The organism is Geobacillus sp. 46C-IIa (assembly GCF_014679505.1).
Classification (GTDB): Bacteria; Bacillota; Bacilli; order Bacillales; family Anoxybacillaceae; genus Geobacillus.
Genome location: NZ_CP061474.1, coordinates 1749401 through 1772226 on the forward strand (window position 1 = coordinate 1749401; position 22826 = coordinate 1772226).

Here is a 22826-nt window from a genome sequence, read left to right on the forward strand (position 1 = left end):
TTGGCTCCCGCCTATCCATGGACTGTAATTGACAACAAACAAATGTCATCGGACGGACGAGCGAGCGAAGGACTTTGACTGATTAACTGTTCTAGGAAACGTTTATCCGGCAAATGGCGGTACGTTTGGGTGCATGTACGAATTTTCTCGATGCTTTGCAAAATGGATGGATCCATTTCCTCTAAAATGCCGTCTGTATACAAAAGCAACCGGGCTCGCCGGCCGTAGTCGATCACCCCTTTTTCAAACGGCAAAGAAAACGGGCTGCCGATCGCCAGGCCGCCTTTATCGAGCTCGTGCACGCTTCCATCGTCAAAGACGAGCAGCCCGGCCGGATGGCCGGCGTTCGTGTATTCAATTTTTCGCTCTTTCGTATCAATGACTAAGTAAATCATCGAAAACAAATAACGGATGTCATTTGCCTCATCTGGGAATAAGCTTTGCACATGCTTCTCCAGCTCACTCGCCACGGAAACGGGGTCAATGACGCGCAAGATCAATCCGCGCAAAAGCGAGCGGAGCAGCATGCTCACTAACGCCGAGGAAATGCCGTGGCCCATCACATCGATGACGATCACCCCATAGCGGTATAAATCGATTTGGTAACAAGCGTAAATATCGCCGGATAAATCATCGGACGGAATATAAACCGCTTCCATCGTCACCGCCTGATTTTGAATGAGCGGCGTCAACAAATTGTGCTGAATTTTTTTCGCCAGCTCGACTTGGCGCCGGCGCTCAGCCTCCTTTTGTTTCCGCTTGGTGATATCTTCCGCAAGGACAACATATCCGCTTGAGCTAGACACCGGAATGACCGTATAGGCAATATGGACCGGCGCGCCGTCTTCGCGTTGCACCATTCCTTCCCCGCATGGCCGCTTCTCGAGCGAAAACGGAATCGATGTTTGACCGCCATGGCGGAAAAGCTCCCAGATCGGGCGGCCGACCGCTTCCTCTTCTCGGCGTCCAAACAGCATTTCAGCGCTGTTGCCCCAGTCTTGCACCGTCCCATCCGCTCTCACCGGAACAACGGCAAACGGCGCAGAAGCATAAATGGCGCGCAGCACCTCCGCCGGCGTCAAAGAGGCGGCAGGCAGCGCACAATCCCGTTCCGCAAACCGCCAAACGAGCCATTCCCCTTCGCTGCCTGGCAGGGCATAAACGTTCATCCGACTTGCGTACGTCCGCCCGCCTTTCACTACATGGCGCGCCTCCCCTTGCCAACACCCGTCCTTTTTCACCGCTTGGGCAATATGGTCAAACAAATCGGCAGATCGTTCTGCCGGAAAAAGAGAGCTAGCCGGCCGCCCGATCAATTCCTCTTTGGCCAATCCGAGCCGCTCTGTCATTCGCTCGCTGACCGCAAGAATGAAAAAGCGGCAGTCCGTAATCATCATGCCGCTGCCCAACTGTTCCGCATCTAGCTGGTCGATCGCCTGTACATTCGCTTTCACCATCGTTCAACCCTTTTTCTTTAATAGTTAAATCTATCGCCCTCAGCCGACACCGGCTTTCCGAAACAAACGATGCGCCTCGGCGCCGTGCTTCTTCCACCCCGCCTTCGGGCTGTATTTTAATCTCCATTTCATCTATTTGTTTCCAGAACAAACAATGCTATTGTTTCATTCGCGCTTTTTCATTCATTTTCCTTCTTTTTTGGTTAAAAACCATCTAGTCCGTTTTTCTTATTTTGGCAGCTGGCTGAACCGCCGACGAATCGCTGCGATGGCGAGCAGCAACACCGGAATGATGATTTGCAGCGGAACATGCAAATAAAACGTGACGATTTTCAGCCCTTCATGAATATGTTCCGCATAGTTGCTGGCGATGGCAACCGACAAAAGCAGCACGAGCAGCCCGAGCGGATAGACGAGCCGCTGATAGCTCGAAATGCCAAACAAGTTGGCCGCCCCGACGACCCCGGCATAAAAAAAGACGGATACTTTAAAAAAGCCGCCGATGATCAACGCAATCATAAACAAGACGTCAAGCCGCTCTAAAAAATGGGCCACTTGCACGCGGCGGATCGTATCCAAAAGCGGAAACGACGAACGCGACGCCGCATCAGGACCGAGGACGGCCATATTGATCGCCATAATGATCGCCAAATTGACTCCGCTCAGCACCATGCCAGCCACCCCGACTCTTCCTACTTTTACCGGATTGTTGATATATGGAAACAGCATCGTAAACACGATCATCTCTCCGAACGGAACATACAGCGTTTCGGTAAACACCGTTTTCCACACCCGCCTCCAGCCTTCCTCCAACACCGGCTGCAGCTGGGTCACGTCGACCAGCCCGGAAACAAACAAAAGGATAAATCCGGCGAGCGCCAAAAAATACAACACTGTCAAAAACAGTTCGCCGGTGCGCGCAAGCACCTCAATCCCCTTATAAGCGCCATACATGACAACCAGCGCCATAATGGCGTTTAAAACAAACAGCGGCGTCTCCGGATAGGCAAATGTTAACAACAGCTCGCCAAAATCGCGCAACACGCGGGCGGCAATGTAAAGAAAATACGTAATATAGACAACCGCTAACAGCCTGCCGAGCAGCGCCCCGACGATTTGCGGTAGATAAGCGGTCAGCGGCTGGTCGGGATAATACTCGAACAACCGGCGATAAACGAAAAACAGCAGCAGCCCGAGCACCAAGCCGAGCAAAATGGCGATCCATACATCTTGCTTGGTGCTCACGCCGAGCGGAATGACGATGGCGCTGCCGTGTTCGAACAGCACAATTAACACAAATAGCTGGCGTGCGTTAATTTTAATGCGCTCCAACTGAATCTCACCGCCTTTGCCTAGTCAACTCCCCTCCCCCATGCCGGCTTTGGCCGGCGACCATTTATTCTTCTTCTATATATGGCTTATTCCGCAGCCCGGTGCGGCGGATGTACAGATCAGCCGTTACAGTGACGTCAAGTTCGGGAAAATAGCGGTCGTGCCACTCTTTCTCGATCTTCTTCCATAAGCGCGGGGCAGCGCGGTGAACCGCGTCGCCAAACCCGAAAATATCCGTTTTTTCGCGCTGGGCCGTTTCAATGGCTTTTGTAACCTCCTGTTTGACGTTCCGTTCCAGTTCTTTTTCTAAACGAAATACCACGCCGGCGTCGGCTAAGTTAATGGGGACGCGCGCCTCGCTGATGTCGCCTTCCGCCTTGATATGGACGGAGATGGACGGTCGGCCGTTTTTTACATCCGCCTCTACATTCGTTTTCGCCCGCGCCGTCCGATAGCCGATCGCTTCCTGTTTTCCTTCCCACGAAATAGTGAGATTAGTTTGGTGAATACGGTCAAGCACCCATATCATGCCGCGCGCTGTCGGCCCGTTCACCCAACGGACGAGGCGGCCGTTTTTGAACAGCGCAAGTCCGTCCAACGTGACGCGGGCGTCAGGCACGGATGACTGCACGTTTTCTTGCCGCTTCCCTTTTTTTGGGCTCCCTTCAATGGATACCCCGGTCATGACCGGGTTTCTTCCAGGCGAAGCGATGCTGCGAATCGCCCACCAAACATCGGCATTGAGCGTTTGTCCCCATGACATCTCGGAAAACTCGAGCGTTTTAATAATTTGGTTGGCGGAAATTTTATCAACCGGTGTCAGTACCGTCAATATGTCTTTCGCCGAATGGCCGTGGGCGATGACAAGGCGCGCCGTCGTCCGGAACTGCTGATTGCGCTCCATCGCATCGAACACCCCGTTCAGCCCTTCGCGCGCCAGCTCTTCGCCGACGACGACTAAGTTCGTATGGGCGTAATACAGGAGGCGCGACACTTTTTCTGAGGCTTTCCGGCTCGCTTCGACCAAGCTGTCTCCAGTCGATGTATAAATCGACACCGGCACGCCGGCCGCCCCGCCGCCGCGCTGCGTCGCCCCGGCGACGTTGCCGGGGTTGACGACTTGAAAAGAAGCGAGATACTTGCCGTCTTCCGTTTTGTCCAATCCGACAGCAATAATAAACGCCAAATCGGTCAGTTCTTTTTTGCTCCAGCAGCCGGAAAGCAAACAGACGCAGACGGCAAACGGCAAGAACATGGCAAGCGGCCGTTTCATGACTCATCCCCCTTCTCTTGGCGCGATGGCGCCGGCGGCTGCGGCTTTTGGTCGCCTGACTGGCGGACGATATTTTTTTGGCTGATCAGACGCGGCCGCTCGCGAAACATCCATGTCGGGACGCGGAACAGCGTATCGCCGATGTTCGACGGCGTAAACGGAGCGAGCGGCGACATGTACGGCACGCCGAACGAACGCAAGCTGCATAGATGAATCGTCATGACTAAAATGCCCATCATAATACCGTAAAACCCGAACATCGCCGCCAAAAACATGAGACCAAACCGGATGAGCCGCGCCGATATGGCAATGGCAAACGACGGCGTCGCAAAGCTGGCGATGGCCGTAATCGAAACGACGATGACCATTGCCGACGATACAAAGCCTGCCTCCACCGCCGCCTGGCCGATGACGAGCGCTCCTACAATCGATACCGCTTGGCCGACGGCGCGCGGCAAGCGGACGCCGGCCTCGCGCAACACTTCAAACGTCACTTCCATCATCAGCGCTTCAATGAACGCTGGAAACGGCACCGCCTCGCGCTGAGCGGCGATGGCAATGACGAGCTGGGTCGGAATCATCTCTTGGTGAAACGTCGTCGCCGCGATGTAAATGGCCGGAGCAACAAGGGAAATAAAGAAAATGAGCACGCGCAAAAAACGAAGGGCTGTCGCGATGTCAAAACGGGCATAATAATCTTCAACCGCTTGGAAAAATTGAATGAACAATGCTGGTGCGACAAGGGCAAAAGGTGTCCCTTCAACAAAAATGGCGACCCGCCCTTCAAGCAAATTGGCGGCGACAATATCGGGCCGTTCCGTATGGTACGTTGTCGGGAAGGTGGTAAACGTCTGATCTTCAATCAATTGTTCGATATAGCCGGACTCGAGCACGCTGTCAATGTCGATGCGGCGAAGTCGCGTCTTCACTTCCTCGATGATTTCGTCATTGGCGATTCCTTTCACATACATGATGGCGACATCGGTTTGCGTCACTGTGCCGATTTGCATCGTCTCCAGCCAAAGGTTCGGGTTTTTAATGCGGCGGCGGATCATCGCCGTATTCGTGCGCAATGATTCCGTAAACCCTTCGCGCGGGCCGCGAATGGCGATTTGCGTCTGCGGTTCTTCAATCGAGCGATATTGGCCGCCTTTCGTACTCGCGCTAATGGCAAACGGCACCCCGTCAATGAGCATCACCGTCGCCCCGGAAAACAGATCAAAAAACAGCTGCTTCCATTCGGCGACATGCTTGACGCCGCCAACCGCAGCGAGTTTTTTTTCAATCCATTGAAACCGCTCTTTTTCCTCGAGCGCGAGCGGAAACGACGCCGTAAGGAGCGGCATAAGCAAAAACTCGTACACGTTTTTTTCATCGACGAGCCCGTCGACAAAGACGATGGCCGCTTTCATTTGTGTTTCCTGGCCGAGGGAAAAACGGCGAATGACGACATCGCTGCTTTCTCCGGTCGCCTGGCGGATGATGTCGATGTTCACCGCCAGTTCAGGTGACAGCGGCTCCTGCGGGACATCCGCCGCTTCGCCGCTATGGTCGGCTCCTTCTTGCTGCACGCCGTCGTTCATCCGATCCTTTTGCCGGCGCATCCCCCACTGAAACAACATGTCCCTCTCCTCCTTGCTCCGTGTCACTTTTATCTTCCATTATAGGCAATCAACCAAAAGTGTATACGAGGGTGCATCATTCCTCCCTAGCCGGAGAACACTAAACGAAAAAGCGGCAGGTGTCTTGCATTGAAAGTCGTATTCCTCTCCCTCGCTTTTATGCTGCTGTTGGGCGGAACAGCGGTAGGGATGGACTTGTTGCTAGGATTAACGTTGCATCAATCGTTTCATAACGTGCTTAATCCGTTTCGCGTGATGGAAACGCCCGAGCTGTTTCTTTTGTTTCTTTTTATCGCCTTTTGGCTGCTTGACTTGCTCACCGTATGGCTTTGGCGGCGGAAAAAGACGGCGTCTTAACCAAAACGGGCAGAGGAGCGCCCTCCTCTGCCCGTTTTGTCTTCATTTATTTTTTGATCAAGTCTTCCCCCACATGCCGCCGTTCGAGCCATTGACGCACATGTGTATAGTTTTCCGCGAGCCCAAAGCCGAATGAATCGCCGTCGCTTTGCAACAGCTCGACGTCCGCGTACCATATGCTCACGGTGCCGATCATGTTTCCGACTGGTTCGTTCCATAAATCTTGTTTCAGCGCGCTGATAAATGATTCAATTTCCTTCGGCTCAGCTAAAACAAGCACTGGCTGCCCTGTATTCAAGTTTCGTATCGTTACTTGGCGGATCGGCGAGTAGCCGTCCGGGTGAAGCAGGAAATGGTATTGCTGTTTATACTCTTTCGACTCCATAATGCGGCGAAAATGCGTCATATACAGTTCGACCGGCACTTCATAGCGGCGGAGGAGGCGCGTGCCGTCTTTGAGCACATAGCCGATCACCACCGGCTGAACGTTGCTGAGACGGGACGGCGACGGTTGATCATGCGCGAGTTGTTCGTGAAACGCCCGCACCGCTTCAATATTTTCCTTCGTGCGAAGAAATTGGTCATATTCTACAAACGAGCGGCCGATCTGCTCCGGGTGTTCAAAGTTCATCGTCGACTGGCCAAAGTACACTTGCTTAATGTCTGCAATTGCCGGCACACGCTGCTCATAGCCAGCAAGATCCACGCGGATGATAAGAGCAAGAACGGTCATCACCGCCGCAAACGCGACATACCCCTTCCAGCGGTGAAATACGCGCCACGTTTTCGCGATGACCATCCGGGCAATCGCGTACCCAAGCAAAGAAAACGTTATATATCCGAAGACTATCCAGCCCCATTGCCCCTGCACTTCTCCAAAATAAAAGCCGCCGACAAGCCAAGAGCAAAATGCAACCCCATACACAAACAGCGGACGGAGCGCCGGAAACGCCAGCGCCTGCCCGGCTGCTTCTGCCGGCCGCCGCTCACACAGCCAAACAGCCAGGCCAAACAAAAGAAGCGCCAACAGTAGCAACAATCCCGCCTCCCCCGCGTTCATCGCCTGATCCATCAACATCGCATAGCGAAGCGGAAGCACCAACCGGTCCAAATCGGTTGATAAATAGTACGTATCCGGAAATCCGGACAATAATAATGATAAATTCGTATAAATCAAAACAAGTATGCCAGCCGGAAAAAAAAGAAAAATATTCATCAGCACCACATGGAGCACCGATTGACCGACGAGAATGCCAACGGCGATGCCAAGGGCGAAGATGAGTGTTTCAATGACCATTGTTTCACCGAGCCAGCGCCATACGTCCGGCGCCCCGATCGGCCACGGGAGGTCAAGCCCATACAAGCAGCCGATAGCGGCCAGTGCCGCAATTAAGAGCGGCACAACTAACATGAGCCAACCGAACACGATTTGGCTTGTGAGCAATTCGGTGCGGCGGATGGGTAAACTATGAATAAAGTCGGCCGACCGTTTGTCATGCATATAGCGAAGCGCGCCAGCAGATGCCAGCACGGGGACAAGCCAGGCGATCAATGTTTCCAACCCATTGGATATATAATACACATTCTTCCACTGTGGTAGATTGCCCACTTTCGGGTCATATTGGGAATACGCGAGCGCGATCGGCAGCACGATCGCCGCCAGCCATAGCAGCCAATGAACGATCGCAATCCAGCCGATTTGACGAAGATTTTGCGTCCACATGGCGCGGTTAGCCGACCACCGTTTCATCGACATAAGCGTCACCCCCCATTTCATACATAAAAATTTCTTCAAGCGACAGCGGCAGCACATCAAGGATGAGGGGATGAAACGCGCGAACCGTCTCCTCTATGCGCCGCTTTTCCCCGCGGACGACAAGGAGGACGATGCTGCCGCGTTCCTCACGGTGCACAATATCGAGGCGCTCCATCAATTCACTCGGAAACCCATCGCGAAAAGCAAGCTGCAACTTATGCATGCCAGCGCGCAGTTCATCCAAGTCGCGCTCGAGCCGCACCACGCCGCGCGCCATCAATCCGACAATGCCGCATAAATCCTCCAGTTCGCGCAAATTGTGTGATGAGATGACAATCGTCATTTCCCGTTCCACCACTTCATCAATCAACAATTGTTTCACATAGCGACGGACGAACGCATCGAGCCCATCGAGCGGCTCATCCATAATGAGCACATCAGGCTGAACGGAAAAGGCGAGCCAAAACGCGGCTTGGCGCTGCATCCCTTTCGAAAACTGCTGGATTTTTTTATCAAGATCCAACGAAAACGCCGCCCGCAATTCCATAAACCGCTCGCGGCTGAACGACGGATACACTTGTTCGTAAAAGTCCGCCATTTGTCGAATCGTCGTATGCGGGAAAAAGTATACGAAGTCCGGCAAAAATAAAATTCGTTGCTTCACGCCGATATTTTCCCATACATCTTCCCCATCGATTGCGATCGTTCCGCGATCTTGGCGGAGAATGCCAGCCATTAGCTTCAACAACGTCGTTTTTCCCGCGCCGTTCGGTCCAAGCAGCCCGTAAATCGATCCTTTCGGCACGGTCATCGTCGCCCCGTTGACAGCGGGAAAACGGTCAAACGTTTTCATCACGCCTATAAGTTGAATCATCGCTCTCCCCCTCTTTCTCCCCTTCTATGATCCATTGCCATAATTGCTCGTTGGTCACTCCTAAAAACCGCGCTTCCTTGACAAGACGGACGAACTGTTCGTAAACGGCAGCGACCGCCTCGGTGTTTGGCTCTTTCGGGCGCGGCGCGACGAAACTGCCTTTTCCCGGGACGGAATAAATCCAGCCATTGCGTTCCAGTTCACGGTATGCTTTTTGAATCGTATTCGGGTTGACCATCAGCTGTTTCGCCATCGCTCTGACCGACGGCAGCTGGTCGTGCGGCCGCCATAATTCGCGGATGACCATTTCTTTCATTTTTTCCATCAGCTGCTCATAAATTGGCTGCCGGCTTCGCAAATCGAGCTCAAACATCTCCCCTCCTCCTCTCATTGTCACAACCGTACTATAACCAATAGTACACACAAAACAGAAGAAACACAAGCACTTTTTCATTCAAATGAAAGTTAAGAAATGCAGCCGATCCAAGAAGGTTGGCGACCGAATGAAAAATGTGCCTCGACAACGTTGTTTTCCTTTGAAACGTCTTATAGAAGACCGTGTTTTTATCACGTTGGATGGTCGATCGAATGGGAATGATGGTTTTTCACTCCTCTTGAGAAGGGCGTGATTTCATAGAAATGGGGTATTCCCCTGAGTGAGAAAGGCATAAAAGCAGCCGTTCTCCGCATTTCGAGGAGGGGCGGTTTTTTAAGAAATCGTTGTTTTCCGCCTCCAACTTCCTCATTAGTCGTCCCGCCACGATCATGATTCTTCCTTCAATCCTTGCTGCTTCGGCATCTTCCCCTCAGACGGTCGATACGTCTGTACAAACAATCCCTTCCCTTCCAACCACTCGGCAATCAATACATCTTGCCATGAAGGGACTCCTTGTTTGCGCAGCTCCGCGGTGAGCCACTGCTCATTTTTCCCAAGCTCCATAAGTTCATCTCGCAACAGCTGGCCGTCGCGAACGAGCGTCACCGGCACATAGACGGGATGAGGCGGCAAGTGGAAATCTTCGCGCGTCGTTTTTTGATGATCCGCTTGTTTCAGCACGCTAATTTCTCCGTCCGCTTCCAAAAAGCAAAACGCCACTTCACGGATCGAAAACGTCTCATGCTTGCGAAGAAGGCTTTGCAGCTGGTTGAGGGTGAGGCGGCTTTTTTTCAATGCCTCGTAATCGATGGCGCCGTTTCGAATAAGCAATGTCGGCTTTCCTTCGCTCCATAGGCGAAAGGAAAGCCACTTTTGGCTCGCATACTCGACCAAAAGCAACATCGCCCCCCAAAGGGTGATCGAATAGATGATGTACCAAAGGTGAATATGGTCGTCATACAGCGCATTGCCAAGCAGCTCGCCAAGCACGATGGCAGCGATAAACGTAAACGGGCTCATTTGGCTGATCAACTTTTTGCCGGCGATTTTGACGACGGCGAACAACAGAATAAAGCCGATGACAAGTTCAAGCGTCAACTGGAGCCATTTCATAGCACGCCCTCCTTACCATGCTGTGAATTTTCGCTCTTCCTTTGTATTGTGCCTCTGACTCCTCAGAAGTTTCGCTATTGGGTTGACGTTTGAAAGAATAAATCCCCCTGCACTGGAAACAATACTTAAAGATAGTCATAGAAAGAAAGGGATTCATAATGAATGGACAGACGCTCAGCGTTCTGCAGGTTTTATGCATGGTCATGCTGTCAGTTGGGCTGATGAATCATGTAATCGTTATCCCCTTTATGCTCGAGGCCGCTCACCGCGATGCATGGATCGCCGCCTTGGGAGCATTGGGGGGGTTGCTCATCTGGCTGCCGCTTCTTTATTTCATCCTCAAACAACTGAACGGCGAGCGGCTGTTTGACTGGCTAAAAAACCGTTTTTCAAGCCCAGTAGCCTATATGGTGGCCGGTGTCAGCACCATATTCTTGCTTCTTCATAGCTTTGTTACATTAAATGATACCATCACGTTTACCACAACTTCTTATTTGACGGCGACGCCGCGGTGGGCGCTGATTGTTATCATCGTGATCGCCTGTTTTTATAACGCATATCGAGGCATCGACTCGATTGCCAATACGGCGATGATTATTTGGCCGTTCGTCATCGTCTTCGGTTTTTTCGTCATGCTGTCGACCACTCCACATAAAGACTATTCGCTGCTCAAGCCGGTGCTTGAACACGGCGTGGCACCTGTGCTTCGCGGCATGACGTATGCTGGGGCGGGATATGCAGAAGTGATCGTTCTTTTGTTTCTCTCTCACCGGCTGCCTCGACCGTTTTCATGGAAAGCGCTCGCCGCCATCGCCTTCTTCACGGCCGGTCTGAGCATCGGGCCGACGATCGGGGCTATCACCGAATTTGGGCCGGAGCAGGCGACGCGTCTTCGCTATCCGGCGTTTGAACAATGGCGGATGGTTAGTTTAGGGACGTATATCGAACACGTGGATTTTCTATCGGTTTATCAGTGGTTGTCCGGCGCCTTTATTCGCATCTCCTTATCGACGGCGCTGATTGTGGAACTATTCCCGATCCGCCATTCGCAAACGCGCCGTTGGGTGCTTATCGTTCTCTACTTAGCGATCATATTGGCGACCCTGGCACCGGGCAGCGATGAACAATTTTTGCGTTTTGTCAAACATTGGGTGCTGCCCTCGTCACTGCTGTTTAGTCTTGCGTTGTCTGTTGTGTTAGGCAGCTTCGCTCTGTTGACATACCGTAAAAAGAAAAGAGGGATGGCATGATGAAACAGCTCATGCGTGCCGCCCAAGGCAAGCGGCTGAAAGATGATTACACGGGATTGGAAACTGTGATCATCTCCGAAGAGGCGTTACGGATAATGTACGCCAAATGCAGCGACGTCATCATGACAGAAGCGGCCGTTCCATCGCTGCTCCCTGACGGATCATCAAAAACTGTACACCTGTTATTTATCTATTGTGAAGAACTGTGCGATACGCAAATGTTGCAAAAGACCATCTATCCAATGTTCCACAAGCTTTGTGAACAGCATTCATGCCTTTCGTCCGCTGACATCGAAACACGCAAGCCGCCCGCACTCGAATACATGGGACACGAAGTGCGGATCGATGATCTCAACTTGAGACTGTTTAGCGGCGATTTGCTCATTTACTTTCGCGAAGCCGATGTCTTATACGCAATGCCGCTCGCCAGCCCGCCCAACCGCGACCCGGAGGAGCCGAACACAGAAGTGTCGATCCGCGGGCCAAAAGACGGATTCATTGAGGAAATCAGCAAAAACGTAGCTCTCATCCGCAAGCGGCTGCGCTCGCATCGACTCGTCTATGAGCCGTTCATCATCGGTACACGCAGCCAGACAAAAGTCGGGCTGCTCTATGTTGATGATATTGCGAACACAGCCATCATCGATGAGGTGAGAAGCCGTCTGCTCAGTTTATACATCGACTCGGTGACCAGCACCAACCAAATTGAGGAATGGCTATCCGACAGTCCGTTTTCTTTGTTTCCGATGTTCGGTTATACCGGACGGCCTGATTTTGCCGTCAATTCGCTCCTTAACGGCCGTTTTATCATCTTAGTGGATGGGGCGCCGACCGCCTTGATCGGGCCGGGCAATTTAACCTTTTTGCTGAACACATCGGAAGATAACAACACGTTTTTCCTGTTTGTTGTGTTTCAGCGTCTGCTTCGGCTGGTTGGTACGTCGGTTGCCATTTTTTTGCCGGGCGCCTGGGTCGCGCTCACCTCGTTCCATCCAGATCAGCTGCCGTTCACCTTGCTGGCGACGCTGATTTTGTCGCGCCAGGGGGTGCCGCTTCCGGTACCGCTGGAAATGTTTGTGATGATGATTTTGTTTGAAGTGTTTAAAGAAGCGGGAATGCGGCTGCCGATCGCCATCGGGCAGACGCTGTCGGTTGTTGGCGGCTTGATTATCGGACAAGCAGCGATCAACGCTGGACTTGCCGCCCCGGCCACACTCGTGATTGCCGCCATTTCTGTCATCTCGACATTTACGCTTGTCAATCAAAACATCGCCGGCAGCGTCACTTTGCTGCGCTTTATCGTTCTCACTTTCGCTTCCGTTCTTGGTTTGTTTGGGTTTATCTTGTCGCTGTTTCTCATTTTGACTTATGCGGTCAACTTGCGCACTTTCGGCATTCCGTATTTGACACCGCTGGCGCCGCCTTCAAAAGACATCGGGAAAGTATTTATTCCAAGCACATGGAAACAGTTTCACACGCGCGACCGCATTGTACGCCCCAATGATCTTATTGCGAAAGAGAGGGAACAAGAATGACGAAGCGACTCCTTCCCATCATCGCTTCCACCCTATGGCTTAGCGGCTGCTGGGACACGCGCAACATCGATCACATTGTCTATATTCATTCAATCGGGGTCGATTACAAAGATGGCCAAGTGATCGCCTACGTCCAGTTGGTCGGTTTCACCGCCCTCGCCAAAGTCGAAGCCGGGGGCGGCAAAGAAAAAGCGGCCGTTTCCATCGGCAAGGCGCTGGGCGAAACATTTAATATCGCTACCGACAAGATTTATCCTTCCATTCAACAAAGAGTGTCGTGGGGGCATGTCAAAAGCATTGTCTTTACGAAGCGCGCCTTGCAAAAAGACATTGTGGCCGATGTGATCGATGTGCTGAACCGTTACAATGAAATTCGCCATACGGCGTGGGTATACGCTACCGATGAGCCGCTTTCCGATTTGTTTGAAGCGACGCCGCTATTGAACGCTTCCTCCTATTATTCGCTTTTATCTAATCCGGAAGAAATTTTCCAACAAAGTTCGTTTATCCGTCCGATCCGTCTCAGCCGGTTGATCGCTGCGATGGATGAAAAAGCGGATACAGCTAGACTCCCTTATTTAACGATCGAAGGCAATCATTGGGTGGAAAATAAGAAGCCAAAACAAATGTTGGCTATGTCCGGCGTTTGTTTTCTTCGCGATTACCGTTTGCAAGGGTGCGAACGCCGTTCCGATTTGCAAGGGCTTCGCTGGTTTGAGCAGGACGTTCGGCGCACCCCGATTTATGTCAAACAAAAAGGGAAAACAGTTGCCTCCCTAATCGTCCATGATCCAAAAACGAAGTGGTCGGTCGGCGTAAAGGACGGAGAGCCTGCTTTTACTGTAAACGTTGAGGCGCAAGGAAGTCTCCTCGAACTGCGTGAACCGCTCTCACGAAAACAACTGACCAAACTGGCGGAACAAACAGTTAAACAAGAAATCCACCGCTTATATGAACTTGGGAACAGGCGACAGATCGATATATTGAATCTAGCGGAGCAACTGTATCGCGAGCGTCCGAATCTGTGGAAAAAACATCAGACCGACGGCCTCATCCCGCTCAATAACAACACGCTGTCCGTAAACGTCGAGCTCGTTATCCGTGCATCTGGAAAAGAAAAACTGAATTACCGCGCCGGCGATTGAAAAGACAAGAATGGAGCGCCCTCTTGCCTGCGCTCGCGCCGGGAAATGGGGCTTTCTCCGCTGGCGAAGATCAAGTATAATTAGCCATATTAAGATCGATTTTGGGGAACGGGGGAGAACGATGGACGCTCATACGGAACGAACGAACGCCGCCAACATGACTGTCTACCCGATTTTGTTCGCCATCAGCTTCGGACATTTCTTGAATGATGCCATGCAGGCGGTCATCCCGGCGCTGTTTCCGATTTTGCGCTCGACGATGGAGCTGTCGTACACCGAAATCGGCTGGATTGCATTTGCATTGAACATGACGTCGTCGGTCATGCAGCCGGTCGTCGGTTTATGGACGGACCGGATGCCGTCGCCGCGTTTTTTGCCGCTCGGCATGGCGGCGAGCTTGCTCGGCATGGCCGGGCTCGCCTTGGCGCCGAACTTTTGGTTTGTCTTGTTGTCTGTGCTGTTGGTCGGAATCGGTTCAGCCGTCTTCCATCCGGAAGGATCGCGCGTCGTTTATTTGGCGGCCGGTGCGCGACGGGCGTTCGCCCAATCGATTTATCAGGTCGGCGGCAATACCGGCAACGCCTTGGCCCCGCTGTTTACCGCCCTGATTTTCGTGCCGTTCGGCCAAAAGGGAGCCGCTTGGTTTATGCTTGCCGCGGCCATCGGCATCACCTTGCTTTGGCGCGTCTCGCACTGGTACGGTCATGAACTTGGCAGCCGTCCGGCGCCAAGCAAAACGAAAAAGGCACAGCCCACCGATGCCGGACACCCGGTGGCGTTTGCGCTCGCCTTGCTCGTCTTTTTAGTGTTTGCCCGTTCATGGTATTCGGCCGGCATCTCAAACTATTATCAGTTTTACTTGATGGAAACGGCCCACATCTCGGTGCGCGAGGCGCAAGTGTACTTGTTCGCCTTTATGATCGCCGGCGCGATCGGAACGCTTGCCGGCGGGCCAATTGCCGACCGATTCGGAAAGCGCAACTTGATCCTCTGGTCAACGCTTGGAACAGCACCGTTTGCGCTCGCCTTGCCGCACGCGCCGCTTCCGCTTGCGTTACCGCTGTTGCTTAGCGCCGGCTTTGTATTGTCGTTAAGTTTCGCAACGTTTGTCGTCTACGCCCAAGAACTGTTGCCAAACCATGTCGGCATGGCGTCCGGCCTGATCGTCGGCTTGGCCTTTGGTATGGGGGCGCTTGGCGCCGTCGTGCTCGGCAGCATCGCCGACTTGTCATCACTCGGCACGTTAATGTCGCTTTGCAGCGTGCTGCCGCTGTTTGGCGCCTTGGCGGTCTGGCTGCCGAAAGACAAATAATAAAACTATTTTTCTTTCAACCTCTTTCCGATTATAATGGAAGACGATGATGTCCATCCGGTTAGGAGATTTTTTGTATGGCAGGCTTATATATTAATCAGCACGTCCTCAATAACTTATTTTATATTTTAGTCACCGTGTTTGCCTTTTCATTCATTTATGACCACAGCCCGGCGATTCAGCGCAAACCGCTGTACAACCGGGCGCTCCTTAGCGCCTGTTTGGCGCTGGCGTCTGTGCTGTGCATGAAATTTCCGATTTATATTGATCCGACGTGCATCCACGATTTCCGGCAAATTCCTTTTTTGCTTGGAACGCTCTATGGCGGCGGTAGCGTCGGAGCTGTGCTTTTTGTCGTGTCAATGCTGGCGCGCACGATTTTGTATGGGTTTCAGCCGTTGACATTGATCGTTTACGCCATTATGCTCGTTGCCGCGGCGGCCGCCTCGCCGCTGTTTCGCCGGCTGCCCCGGTCCGGCAAGCTGTTCACCGCCATTTGGCTGACGTTTTTACTGGCGGTGCTCACCACGTTTGTCGCTATCATCATCGCCGATTTTTCGGTGACGAAGCCGTATATCGTGTATTTCATTTTGATGCCGCCGTTTGTGATGATGTTTGCGGTCTATTTGATGGAAACGCTCCATGAGGCCCAGCTCGCCCGGGCGGAACTAATGAAGATGGAAAAAATGGAGATCGTCAGCCAGCTGGCCGCCAGCATTTCGCATGAAATTCGCAACCCCCTCACTGTCGTGAAAGGGTTCATCCAGCTGTTGCAAACCGGGCCGCTGCCGCGCGAGACGGAGGAGCGGTACATCCGCATCGCCTTAGAGGAAGTCAAGCGGGCGGAAGCGATCATCCACGACTATTTGACGTTTGCCAAACCAGCGCCGAAAGAAACTGAGCCGATCGATGTGGCCGTCGAGCTTCACAAAGTGTTGCAAATGATCGCGCCGATGGCGCATATGCATTCGGTCGATCTCGCTTCCTCTCTTGAACACGCCGTCGTCACCGGGAATGTGCAATATTTCCAACAATGTTTCTTGAATTTATTCAAAAACAGCATCGAAGCGATGCCAAACGGCGGCACGCTTCGGGTGGCGGCCGAGAACCGGGAAACATCGGTCGTCATCACCATTTCTGACAACGGCATCGGCATGACGAAAGAACAAGTGCGCCGTTTCGGCGAACCGTATTTCAGCACGAAAGAAAAAGGAACCGGACTTGGCGCCATGGTCGCAGTGAAAATCATCGAACAAATGGGTGGGACGTGGAAGATCGAAAGCGCCGTCCAAAAAGGAACGACGATGACGATTACCTTGCCGGCGCGCCGGGTGCGGCCGCCATCGACGCAACAGAGCGCCGCCGGCTGAACGAAAAACGGATGTCCGAAACCGGACATCCGTTTTTTCATGGCCGCTAACGCGGTTATTTTACTTCTTCAAAATAATCTTTGTAAAACCCACCGACTTTTCCGCTGTTGTCGACTACAAAATAAAACTCATCCGTTTCATTTTTCACTTCATACACGTTTCCCGGCGTCAACACATTGTTAACGATGTATTTTTCCGCGTTCGTATGGACGCATTTCACTTTCTTGATCGTCGGCCGGGTCGCCCATGTGTAATGGATCATGGCGTCATCTCCTTCTCTTTATATTTTCCCCTTCTTTATTGTAGCGGCCCGGACAACGAGCTGCAACGTTCAATTTGCCGCCATGGCCGGCGTCTCAATCATTGGCGGCGGCGGACAACCGTGCTATAGTGAAACTATGCGGACACCCGCCAACAAGCCGGGTCATCAATTTCGAAAGGGGAGACTCTTATGTTTTTGCCTTCATTCCGTTTGGACGGAAAAACGGCGCTTGTGACCGGAGCGGGGCGCGGCATCGGCCGGGCGATCGCCATCGGATTTGCCGAAGCCGGAGCGGACGTAGCGCTCATCGCCCGCACCAAAGCGGATTTGGAAGAAACGGCAAGCCACATTGAATCGCTCGGACGGAAAGCGTACATATGGCCGATCGATGTCACCGACCGGGAAGCGGTGCACGAGGCGGTCACCGGCGTCAAGCAACAGGCTGGATCCCTTGAGATCATCGTCAACAACGCCGGAATGAACATCCGCACCCCAGCTTTGGATGTGACAGACAACGAATGGGAAACGATCATAAACACCAACTTGAAGTCAGCGTTTCTCGTCTCGCAAGAAGCAGGACGCGTGATGAAAGAACAAGGGCGGGGCGGCAAAATCATCAACATTGCCTCGGTCGCCGGTCATGTCGCCTTGCGCACCGGCGTTGTATACGCGGCGACCAAAGCGGCGCTCATCCAAATGACGAAAGTGCTGGCGTTTGAGTGGGGGCGCTACGGCATTCTCGTCAACGCCATCGGCCCGTGGTATTTCCGAACGCCGCTTACCAAAACGCTGCTTGAAGACGAAGCGTATGTGAACGACATTTTAGCCGTCACCCCGCTCAGACGCATTGGCGAGCTGCCTGAACTCGTCGGCCCGGCCGTGTTCCTTGCCTCTGATGCGGCCAGCTACATTACCGGCCAAACGCTGTTTGTTGACGGCGGCATGACGATCCATGGCTTTTGATAAAGCGCGGCCAAATCGTACACCCTATAAATGCCCCCAGACTATATCGACAAGGAGGCCGCAAACATGAGCGACCAAGAAAGCAAACGGCAATTTCAAGACGACTTGGACCAATACCGGATGGACAACGTCATCCATGCCCCGAAACACTACGTGTACCAAGTCGGTTACGAAGCGTCAAGCGGCAACCCGACCGGTGACCATCGGGAAGCGAAAAAAACGCGCGAATGGCCGCACAGCTGAAGGGGCTGGCCCCAAAAGACCGTTGGCCGGGGCGCAAGATAACAGCTTCCTTAGCGGAGTGAATACGCATGATGCGGCGATCAGGAGGGGGGCTCACTGCCTTTGTGAGCCCCCCTCCTTTTGCTGTTGGCATGGAAAGTCGGCAACGATGGTTCAAGCCAAAAGCGAAACGCAAGCCATGGCGGCCGACTGAGGACGCCTCTGGCTACGGCTCGTCCCGCACCGCCTCAAATTCGATGATGCGCCCGCACGGCTCAACCGTCGTTTCGCCGTTTGTTTCCACTTCGCGGAAAATCGGCTGCTCAACGCGGCGGATAGGGCGGTATCCTTCTTGTTTCATCCGCTCTAAACAGGCGGCAATCGTTTCACCTTCGGCTACAGTAAACCGTTTTTTCTTCATTCCGTTCGGCGCTCGTTCCTTTCCCGGCCAAACGATCGGTGCGCCTCCCTCCTTTCCATTATTATTTTGCCCGAAAAAAGAAGCCGGATCCTTTTTGTCCGGCTCAGCGCGTTTTTTGCACATATTTTCGGTACAGCCCGTACAGCTCAGTCGCCTTGTACGTTTCGATTTTTTTCCGCCCGACCGGATGACGGGCGATGCCTGCCTTTTTCAACTCGGCGACAAGCCATCCTTTCGATCCGAAATGCGCCACGGGCGCTCCCCCCCTTTTTTCGTGCGGCTTGTCTTTATGTATATGCGCCTAAACAGGGGTTGAGAACGCCTTTGGCAACGGCTATTCATGCTTGCCGCCATGCCTTTTTCCGTGCTTTTTTTCTTTTTTCTCTTTTTTGTTTTTTCCTTTTTCATGACCGGGCGGATGCGGTTTTTCCTTCTTTTCCTTCACCTTTGACGGCGCGGGTTCAGACGCTCTTTGCCCGCGCTTTTTGCGCCCCCGTTCCTCTTGTTTCACGAGCGGCAGCGAAAAACGAACAGCCGGCTGGCCGGCCAGCGCCTTCTCCATGATGCGGCGGAAAATGACCGCCGCCGTTTCCCCGCTCGTCGTCGTCAAATAATGCTTGCGATCCGGACGGTCATAACCGAGCCAAAGCGCGCCGACGAGCTGCGGCGTATAGCCGACCATCCATTGGTCTTTCACTCCGTCGATGCCGGGAACCGTCATTTCCGTCGATCCGGTTTTGCCGGCAAGCTCCCGTCCAGGGATGGCGGCGCGCTTCCCGGTTCCTTCACGGATGACGCCTTGGAGCAACAACGTCATTTGCTGTGCCACTTTTTCGGACGTGACGATCGTTCGCTGCGGCTTCCATTCCGCCACCTTGCGGCCATAGGCGTCGACGATTTTCGTAATAAGATGGCCGTCCGGGCGGACGCCATCGCTGGCAAATACAGCGTACGCCTCAGCCATCTCGAGCGGCGAGACGCCGCGGGACATGCCGCCGAGCGCAATGCCGAGCTGGCGGTCCTCTTTTTCCAAAGGCAAGCCGAACCGGTGCAGCGCATCCATCCCTTTGTCGAGGCCGATTTCGTTTAACAGCCAGACGGCCGGCACGTTGAGCGAATGGATGACCGCTTCATACATCGTCACCGTGCCGCGGTACGTGTGATCGTAGTTTTGCGGACGATAGCCGCCGAAATCAAGCGGCTCGTCTTTAAGCGGCGAAAATGGCCCGTACCCTTGTTCGAGCGCCGGCGTATACACGGCGAGCGGCTTAAGCGCTGACCCCGGTTGGCGCCTAAGCTCAGTGGCGCGGTTAAAGCCGCGGAACACATGGCGGCCGCGGCCGCCGACAAGCGCCTTCACCCCGCCTGTTTTCGGATCGAGCAGCACCGCGCCGCTTTGGACAGGCACATCATCCGGGCTTGACGGAAACAGTGAATCGTCCGCATACACAGCTTCAAGCGCCTGCTGCATGTCCGGGTCAAGCTCTGTGTAAATGCGCAGTCCGCCGGAAAGGACATCGCTTTGCGTCAGCCCGTAGCGCGTCATCGCTTCGCGGATCAGCTCATCGACATAATATGGATACTTCCCGGCATACGGGTCACGCTTTGGCTCCTGCCTGATGGCAATATGTTCGTTTTTCGCGGCGATCCACTCCTGATCGTCGATATAGCCTTGCTCTTTCATCAGCGACAGCACCACGTTGCGCCGTGCGATGGCCTTGTCGTAATGACGGAGCGGCGATAAGGCGGAGGGCGCTTTTACGAGACCGGCCAACATCGCCGATTCGCTTAGCGTCAGTTCGGAAACGTCTTTGCCGAAATACGTTTTCGCGGCGCTGGCCACTCCCCAAGCCCCAGCGCCAAAATAAATGCGGTTGATGTACATTTCTAAAATTTCTTTTTTGCTGTACGTGCGCTCCATTTTTTGCGCGATTAGCCATTCGTTCCATTTGCGCGCTAATGTTTTTTCATTCGTCAAAAAGACGTTTTTCGCCAGCTGCTGGGTGATCGTACTGCCGCCTTCGACCCACGCCCCGGCGCGGATATTGCGCCATACAGCACGCAAAATTCCCCAGTAGTCGACGCCGTTATGCTCGTAAAAGCGCTGGTCTTCCGTCGCGACAATGGCCTGAAGAAAGTGATTCGGCACGCGCTCAATCGGCACTTCTTCGGTGTTCGCCGCCGCGAGTTTGCTTGCCACGCGGCCATGTTCGTCATAAATGACCGTCGCTGCCGGCAGCGGCTTCTCGAGTGCGGCAATGTTTTGCCGGTCAATCGCCCACTCGAGCGCGGCAACGGCGGCTGCCAAAACGAAGGCAATCGCAAACAATATCCGCAGCCAGCGCTGTCTTCGCCTTGTTTGTCTTACTTGCTGCCTGCTCTGCACCTCCATGATTTGATCCCCCCTGAACGTCCGCTACGGTTATACAGTTCGCAAACGGCTGTTTGTTTTCGTCTATCGTCCTGTCGGCCGCCAAAAAAAGAAGCGGCCGATCCAAGCCGCTTCCATTCCTCCGCTTATGCTGATGGCGATTTATGTTTTTTTCCTTTTAAGAAGAACGCCATCATGAGCGCCAACACCGTCAAACCGGTGGCGACGAAAAAGGCGTCGTTGATCCCCTCGACTGTGGCGCGCTGCTGTACGAGCCCATATAGCAGCTGGACGACCGCTTCATGGCTCGGGATCGTCTGTTTTAGCTGGCTGACCACATCCATCAAGAACGGATTGTTTTCCGTCATTTCATTGCGATAATGTTCCACATGAAATTTCGTCCGGTTCGACATGACGGTCACTAAAAAGGCCGTGCCGAGCGAAGCCGCCACTTGGCGGAGCGTGTTCGCCATCGCCGTACCGTGGCTGTACAGATGGCGCGGCAAGGCGTTTAACCCTTCCGTCATAATCGGCATCCCGAGCATCGACATGCCAAACATGCGGAAAATGTAAAGCCAAATTAAATGGCTGTATGGCGTATCCATCGTCAGTTTGCTAAATTCCCACGTTGTCACGATGGTGATGATCAAGCCGACGATAGCAAGCGCCCGCGCGCCGATGCGGTCAAACACCCAACCAGAAATTGGCGACATGACCGCCATCACAATCGCCCCCGGCAGCATGAGCAAACCGGCATCGAGCGGCGTAAAGCCGCGTAAATTTTGTAAATAGACCGGAAGCAAGACCATTGCGGCAAACATCGCCATATTGATGACCGAACCGATCACCGTTGACAACGTAAACACTGGATAACGAAACACGCGGAAATTTAACACCGGATGCTCCGAACAGAGCGAGCGCCATGTAAACAAGACAAGAAACAAAGCGCCGACAACGAGCGAGACGGCGACTTCCGCCTGCCCCCATCCTTTGCTTCCAGCTTCGCTGAACCCATACAAGACGCCGCCAAACCCGATCGTCGAATAAATCGCCCCTTGCATATCGAGAACGGCATTCCCTTTGCGCGGCGTTTTTTTCAGCCAAAGAGAAGCGAGGACGAGGTCAACTATGGCGATCGGCAACACAACATAAAACAAAAGGCGCCAAGTATAATGTTCAATGAGCCAGCCGGAAAGCGTCGGCCCGATGGCTGGCGCGAACATCATGGCAATCCCGACGGTCCCCATTGCCACCCCGCGGCGCTCCGGCGGAAATATGGACAGCATAATCACCATCATGAGCTGCATAATAATGCCGGCTCCGACCGCCTGCGTCAACCGTCCTGCGAGCATGACGGCAAACGTTGGAGCGATCGAGCAGACAAACGCGCCGATGGAAAAAAACGACATGCCCGAGACAAACAACGTTTTCGTCGGAAACTTGGCGATTAAAAACGGACTGATCGGAATAAGCACCCCGTTGACAAGCATGTAACCAGTAACGAGCCACTGGATCGTTGCTGTTTCGACATTGAAATCTTGCATCATATGCGGCAAGGCGACGTTGATCAACGTTTGATTTAAAATGGCGACAAACGCCCCCAGCATGACCGTTGCCACGACTTTGCCGCGGCTGCCGATGTCGCCCAACCCGCCTTGGCCTTGACCGGACGGGGCGGCGGCTGCCCCCGCTCCGCCTGCTGTTTCAACCGCGGCCGAAGCCGGTTTGCGCCGTCGCAGCGCGATATTGACGACTGCCAAGACGAAAACGGCAAATACAATATAGCCAGTAAAAAATGCAGACATCGCCGATCAC

At 53.4% G+C, this 22826-nt stretch carries 21 protein-coding genes; 8 read left to right on the forward strand and 13 right to left on the reverse strand.

All coding sequences use genetic code 11. The features are described from left to right. Window positions 1–11: 11 nt before the first annotated feature. From IC803_RS08745 to IC803_RS08760, 4 genes are all read right to left on the reverse strand, one after another. Window positions 12–1457 carry a SpoIIE family protein phosphatase gene (locus IC803_RS08745; RefSeq protein WP_081207467.1) on the reverse strand — a complete coding sequence of 482 codons (1446 nt, stop codon included), beginning with the start codon at window positions 1455–1457 and terminating at the stop codon, window positions 12–14. Window positions 1458–1685: 228 nt separating this feature from the next. Then, window positions 1686–2789 carry a GerAB/ArcD/ProY family transporter gene (locus IC803_RS08750; protein ID WP_081207468.1) on the reverse strand — a complete coding sequence of 368 codons (1104 nt, stop codon included), beginning with the start codon at window positions 2787–2789 and terminating at the stop codon, window positions 1686–1688. A 64-nt stretch (window positions 2790–2853) separates the two neighbouring features. Next, the gene (locus tag IC803_RS08755; protein WP_081207469.1) at window positions 2854–4062 is read right to left on the reverse strand and encodes a Ger(x)C family spore germination protein; all 1209 of its coding nucleotides are present in this window, start codon (window positions 4060–4062) and stop codon (window positions 2854–2856) included. Next, a complete protein-coding gene (locus IC803_RS08760; RefSeq protein WP_081207470.1) occupies window positions 4059–5684 on the reverse strand; it encodes a spore germination protein in 1626 nt (541 codons plus the stop codon). Before IC803_RS08760 ends, IC803_RS08755 begins: the two co-directional genes overlap by 4 nt. Before the next feature lie 129 nt (window positions 5685–5813). Between IC803_RS08760 and IC803_RS08765 the strand changes: the two genes are divergently transcribed. Further along, window positions 5814–6041 (forward strand): YczF family membrane protein, encoded by a 228-nt coding sequence (locus tag IC803_RS08765; protein WP_081207471.1) that lies wholly within the window; start codon window positions 5814–5816, stop codon window positions 6039–6041. 46 nt (window positions 6042–6087) lie between these two features. Here the strand turns inward: IC803_RS08765 and IC803_RS08770 are convergent, their stop codons facing one another. From IC803_RS08770 to IC803_RS08785, 4 genes are all read right to left on the reverse strand, one after another. Continuing rightward, the gene (locus IC803_RS08770; RefSeq protein ID WP_081207472.1) at window positions 6088–7797 is read right to left on the reverse strand and encodes an ABC transporter permease; all 1710 of its coding nucleotides are present in this window, start codon (window positions 7795–7797) and stop codon (window positions 6088–6090) included. Next, the gene (locus tag IC803_RS08775) at window positions 7772–8671 is read right to left on the reverse strand and encodes an ABC transporter ATP-binding protein (RefSeq protein ID WP_081207473.1); all 900 of its coding nucleotides are present in this window, start codon (window positions 8669–8671) and stop codon (window positions 7772–7774) included. Before IC803_RS08775 ends, IC803_RS08770 begins: the two co-directional genes overlap by 26 nt. After that, entirely contained in the window at window positions 8637–9044 is a 408-nt protein-coding gene (locus tag IC803_RS08780) for a GntR family transcriptional regulator (RefSeq protein WP_081207474.1), read from the reverse strand. The genes IC803_RS08775 and IC803_RS08780 overlap by 35 nt, the downstream gene beginning before the upstream one ends. Before the next feature lie 390 nt (window positions 9045–9434). After that, complete coding sequence (locus IC803_RS08785) at window positions 9435–10160, reverse strand: YetF domain-containing protein (RefSeq protein WP_081207475.1); 726 nt, start codon at window positions 10158–10160, stop codon at window positions 9435–9437. A gap of 158 nt (window positions 10161–10318) precedes the next feature. Between IC803_RS08785 and IC803_RS08790 the strand changes: the two genes are divergently transcribed. The 5 genes from IC803_RS08790 (at window position 10319) to IC803_RS08810 (ending at window position 16772) form a co-directional block, all read left to right on the forward strand. Beyond that, complete coding sequence (locus IC803_RS08790) at window positions 10319–11410, forward strand: GerAB/ArcD/ProY family transporter (RefSeq protein ID WP_190304286.1); 1092 nt, start codon at window positions 10319–10321, stop codon at window positions 11408–11410. Then, window positions 11410–12945, forward strand: coding sequence for a spore germination protein (locus IC803_RS08795; RefSeq protein ID WP_081207477.1), 1536 nt, complete (start codon window positions 11410–11412; stop codon window positions 12943–12945). The genes IC803_RS08790 and IC803_RS08795 overlap by 1 nt, the downstream gene beginning before the upstream one ends. Beyond that, window positions 12942–14090, forward strand: a complete 1149-nt coding sequence (locus IC803_RS08800; RefSeq protein WP_081207478.1) for a Ger(x)C family spore germination protein — start codon at window positions 12942–12944, stop codon at window positions 14088–14090. The genes IC803_RS08795 and IC803_RS08800 overlap by 4 nt, the downstream gene beginning before the upstream one ends. Window positions 14091–14211: 121 nt before the next feature. Beyond that, on the forward strand, window positions 14212–15402 hold the full coding sequence (locus tag IC803_RS08805) for an MFS transporter (protein ID WP_081207479.1): 1191 nt from the start codon (window positions 14212–14214) through the stop codon (window positions 15400–15402). Between the two features lie 77 nt (window positions 15403–15479). Continuing rightward, window positions 15480–16772: a sensor histidine kinase gene (locus IC803_RS08810; protein ID WP_081207480.1), complete on the forward strand. Its 1293-nt coding sequence runs from the start codon at window positions 15480–15482 to the stop codon at window positions 16770–16772. A 55-nt stretch (window positions 16773–16827) separates the two neighbouring features. Here the strand turns inward: IC803_RS08810 and IC803_RS08815 are convergent, their stop codons facing one another. Next, entirely contained in the window at window positions 16828–17034 is a 207-nt protein-coding gene (locus IC803_RS08815; protein ID WP_081207481.1) for a DUF6501 family protein, read from the reverse strand. A 189-nt stretch (window positions 17035–17223) separates the two neighbouring features. Between IC803_RS08815 and IC803_RS08820 the strand changes: the two genes are divergently transcribed. Beyond that, window positions 17224–17997 (forward strand): SDR family NAD(P)-dependent oxidoreductase, encoded by a 774-nt coding sequence (locus tag IC803_RS08820; RefSeq protein WP_081207482.1) that lies wholly within the window; start codon window positions 17224–17226, stop codon window positions 17995–17997. A 66-nt stretch (window positions 17998–18063) separates the two neighbouring features. Further along, window positions 18064–18240 (forward strand): hypothetical protein, encoded by a 177-nt coding sequence (locus IC803_RS08825; protein WP_168157883.1) that lies wholly within the window; start codon window positions 18064–18066, stop codon window positions 18238–18240. A 205-nt stretch (window positions 18241–18445) separates the two neighbouring features. Here the strand turns inward: IC803_RS08825 and IC803_RS08830 are convergent, their stop codons facing one another. From IC803_RS08830 to IC803_RS08845, 4 genes are all read right to left on the reverse strand, one after another. Next, window positions 18446–18640, reverse strand: a complete 195-nt coding sequence (locus tag IC803_RS08830) for an NETI motif-containing protein (RefSeq protein ID WP_081207594.1) — start codon at window positions 18638–18640, stop codon at window positions 18446–18448. Between the two features lie 103 nt (window positions 18641–18743). Further along, window positions 18744–18893, reverse strand: coding sequence for a DUF2639 domain-containing protein (locus IC803_RS08835; protein ID WP_071880193.1), 150 nt, complete (start codon window positions 18891–18893; stop codon window positions 18744–18746). Window positions 18894–18974: 81 nt separating this feature from the next. Then, window positions 18975–21032, reverse strand: coding sequence for a transglycosylase domain-containing protein (locus IC803_RS08840; protein WP_081207483.1), 2058 nt, complete (start codon window positions 21030–21032; stop codon window positions 18975–18977). A gap of 125 nt (window positions 21033–21157) precedes the next feature. Beyond that, on the reverse strand, window positions 21158–22816 hold the full coding sequence (locus IC803_RS08845) for a DHA2 family efflux MFS transporter permease subunit (protein WP_081207484.1): 1659 nt from the start codon (window positions 22814–22816) through the stop codon (window positions 21158–21160). Window positions 22817–22826: the final 10 nt, after the last annotated feature.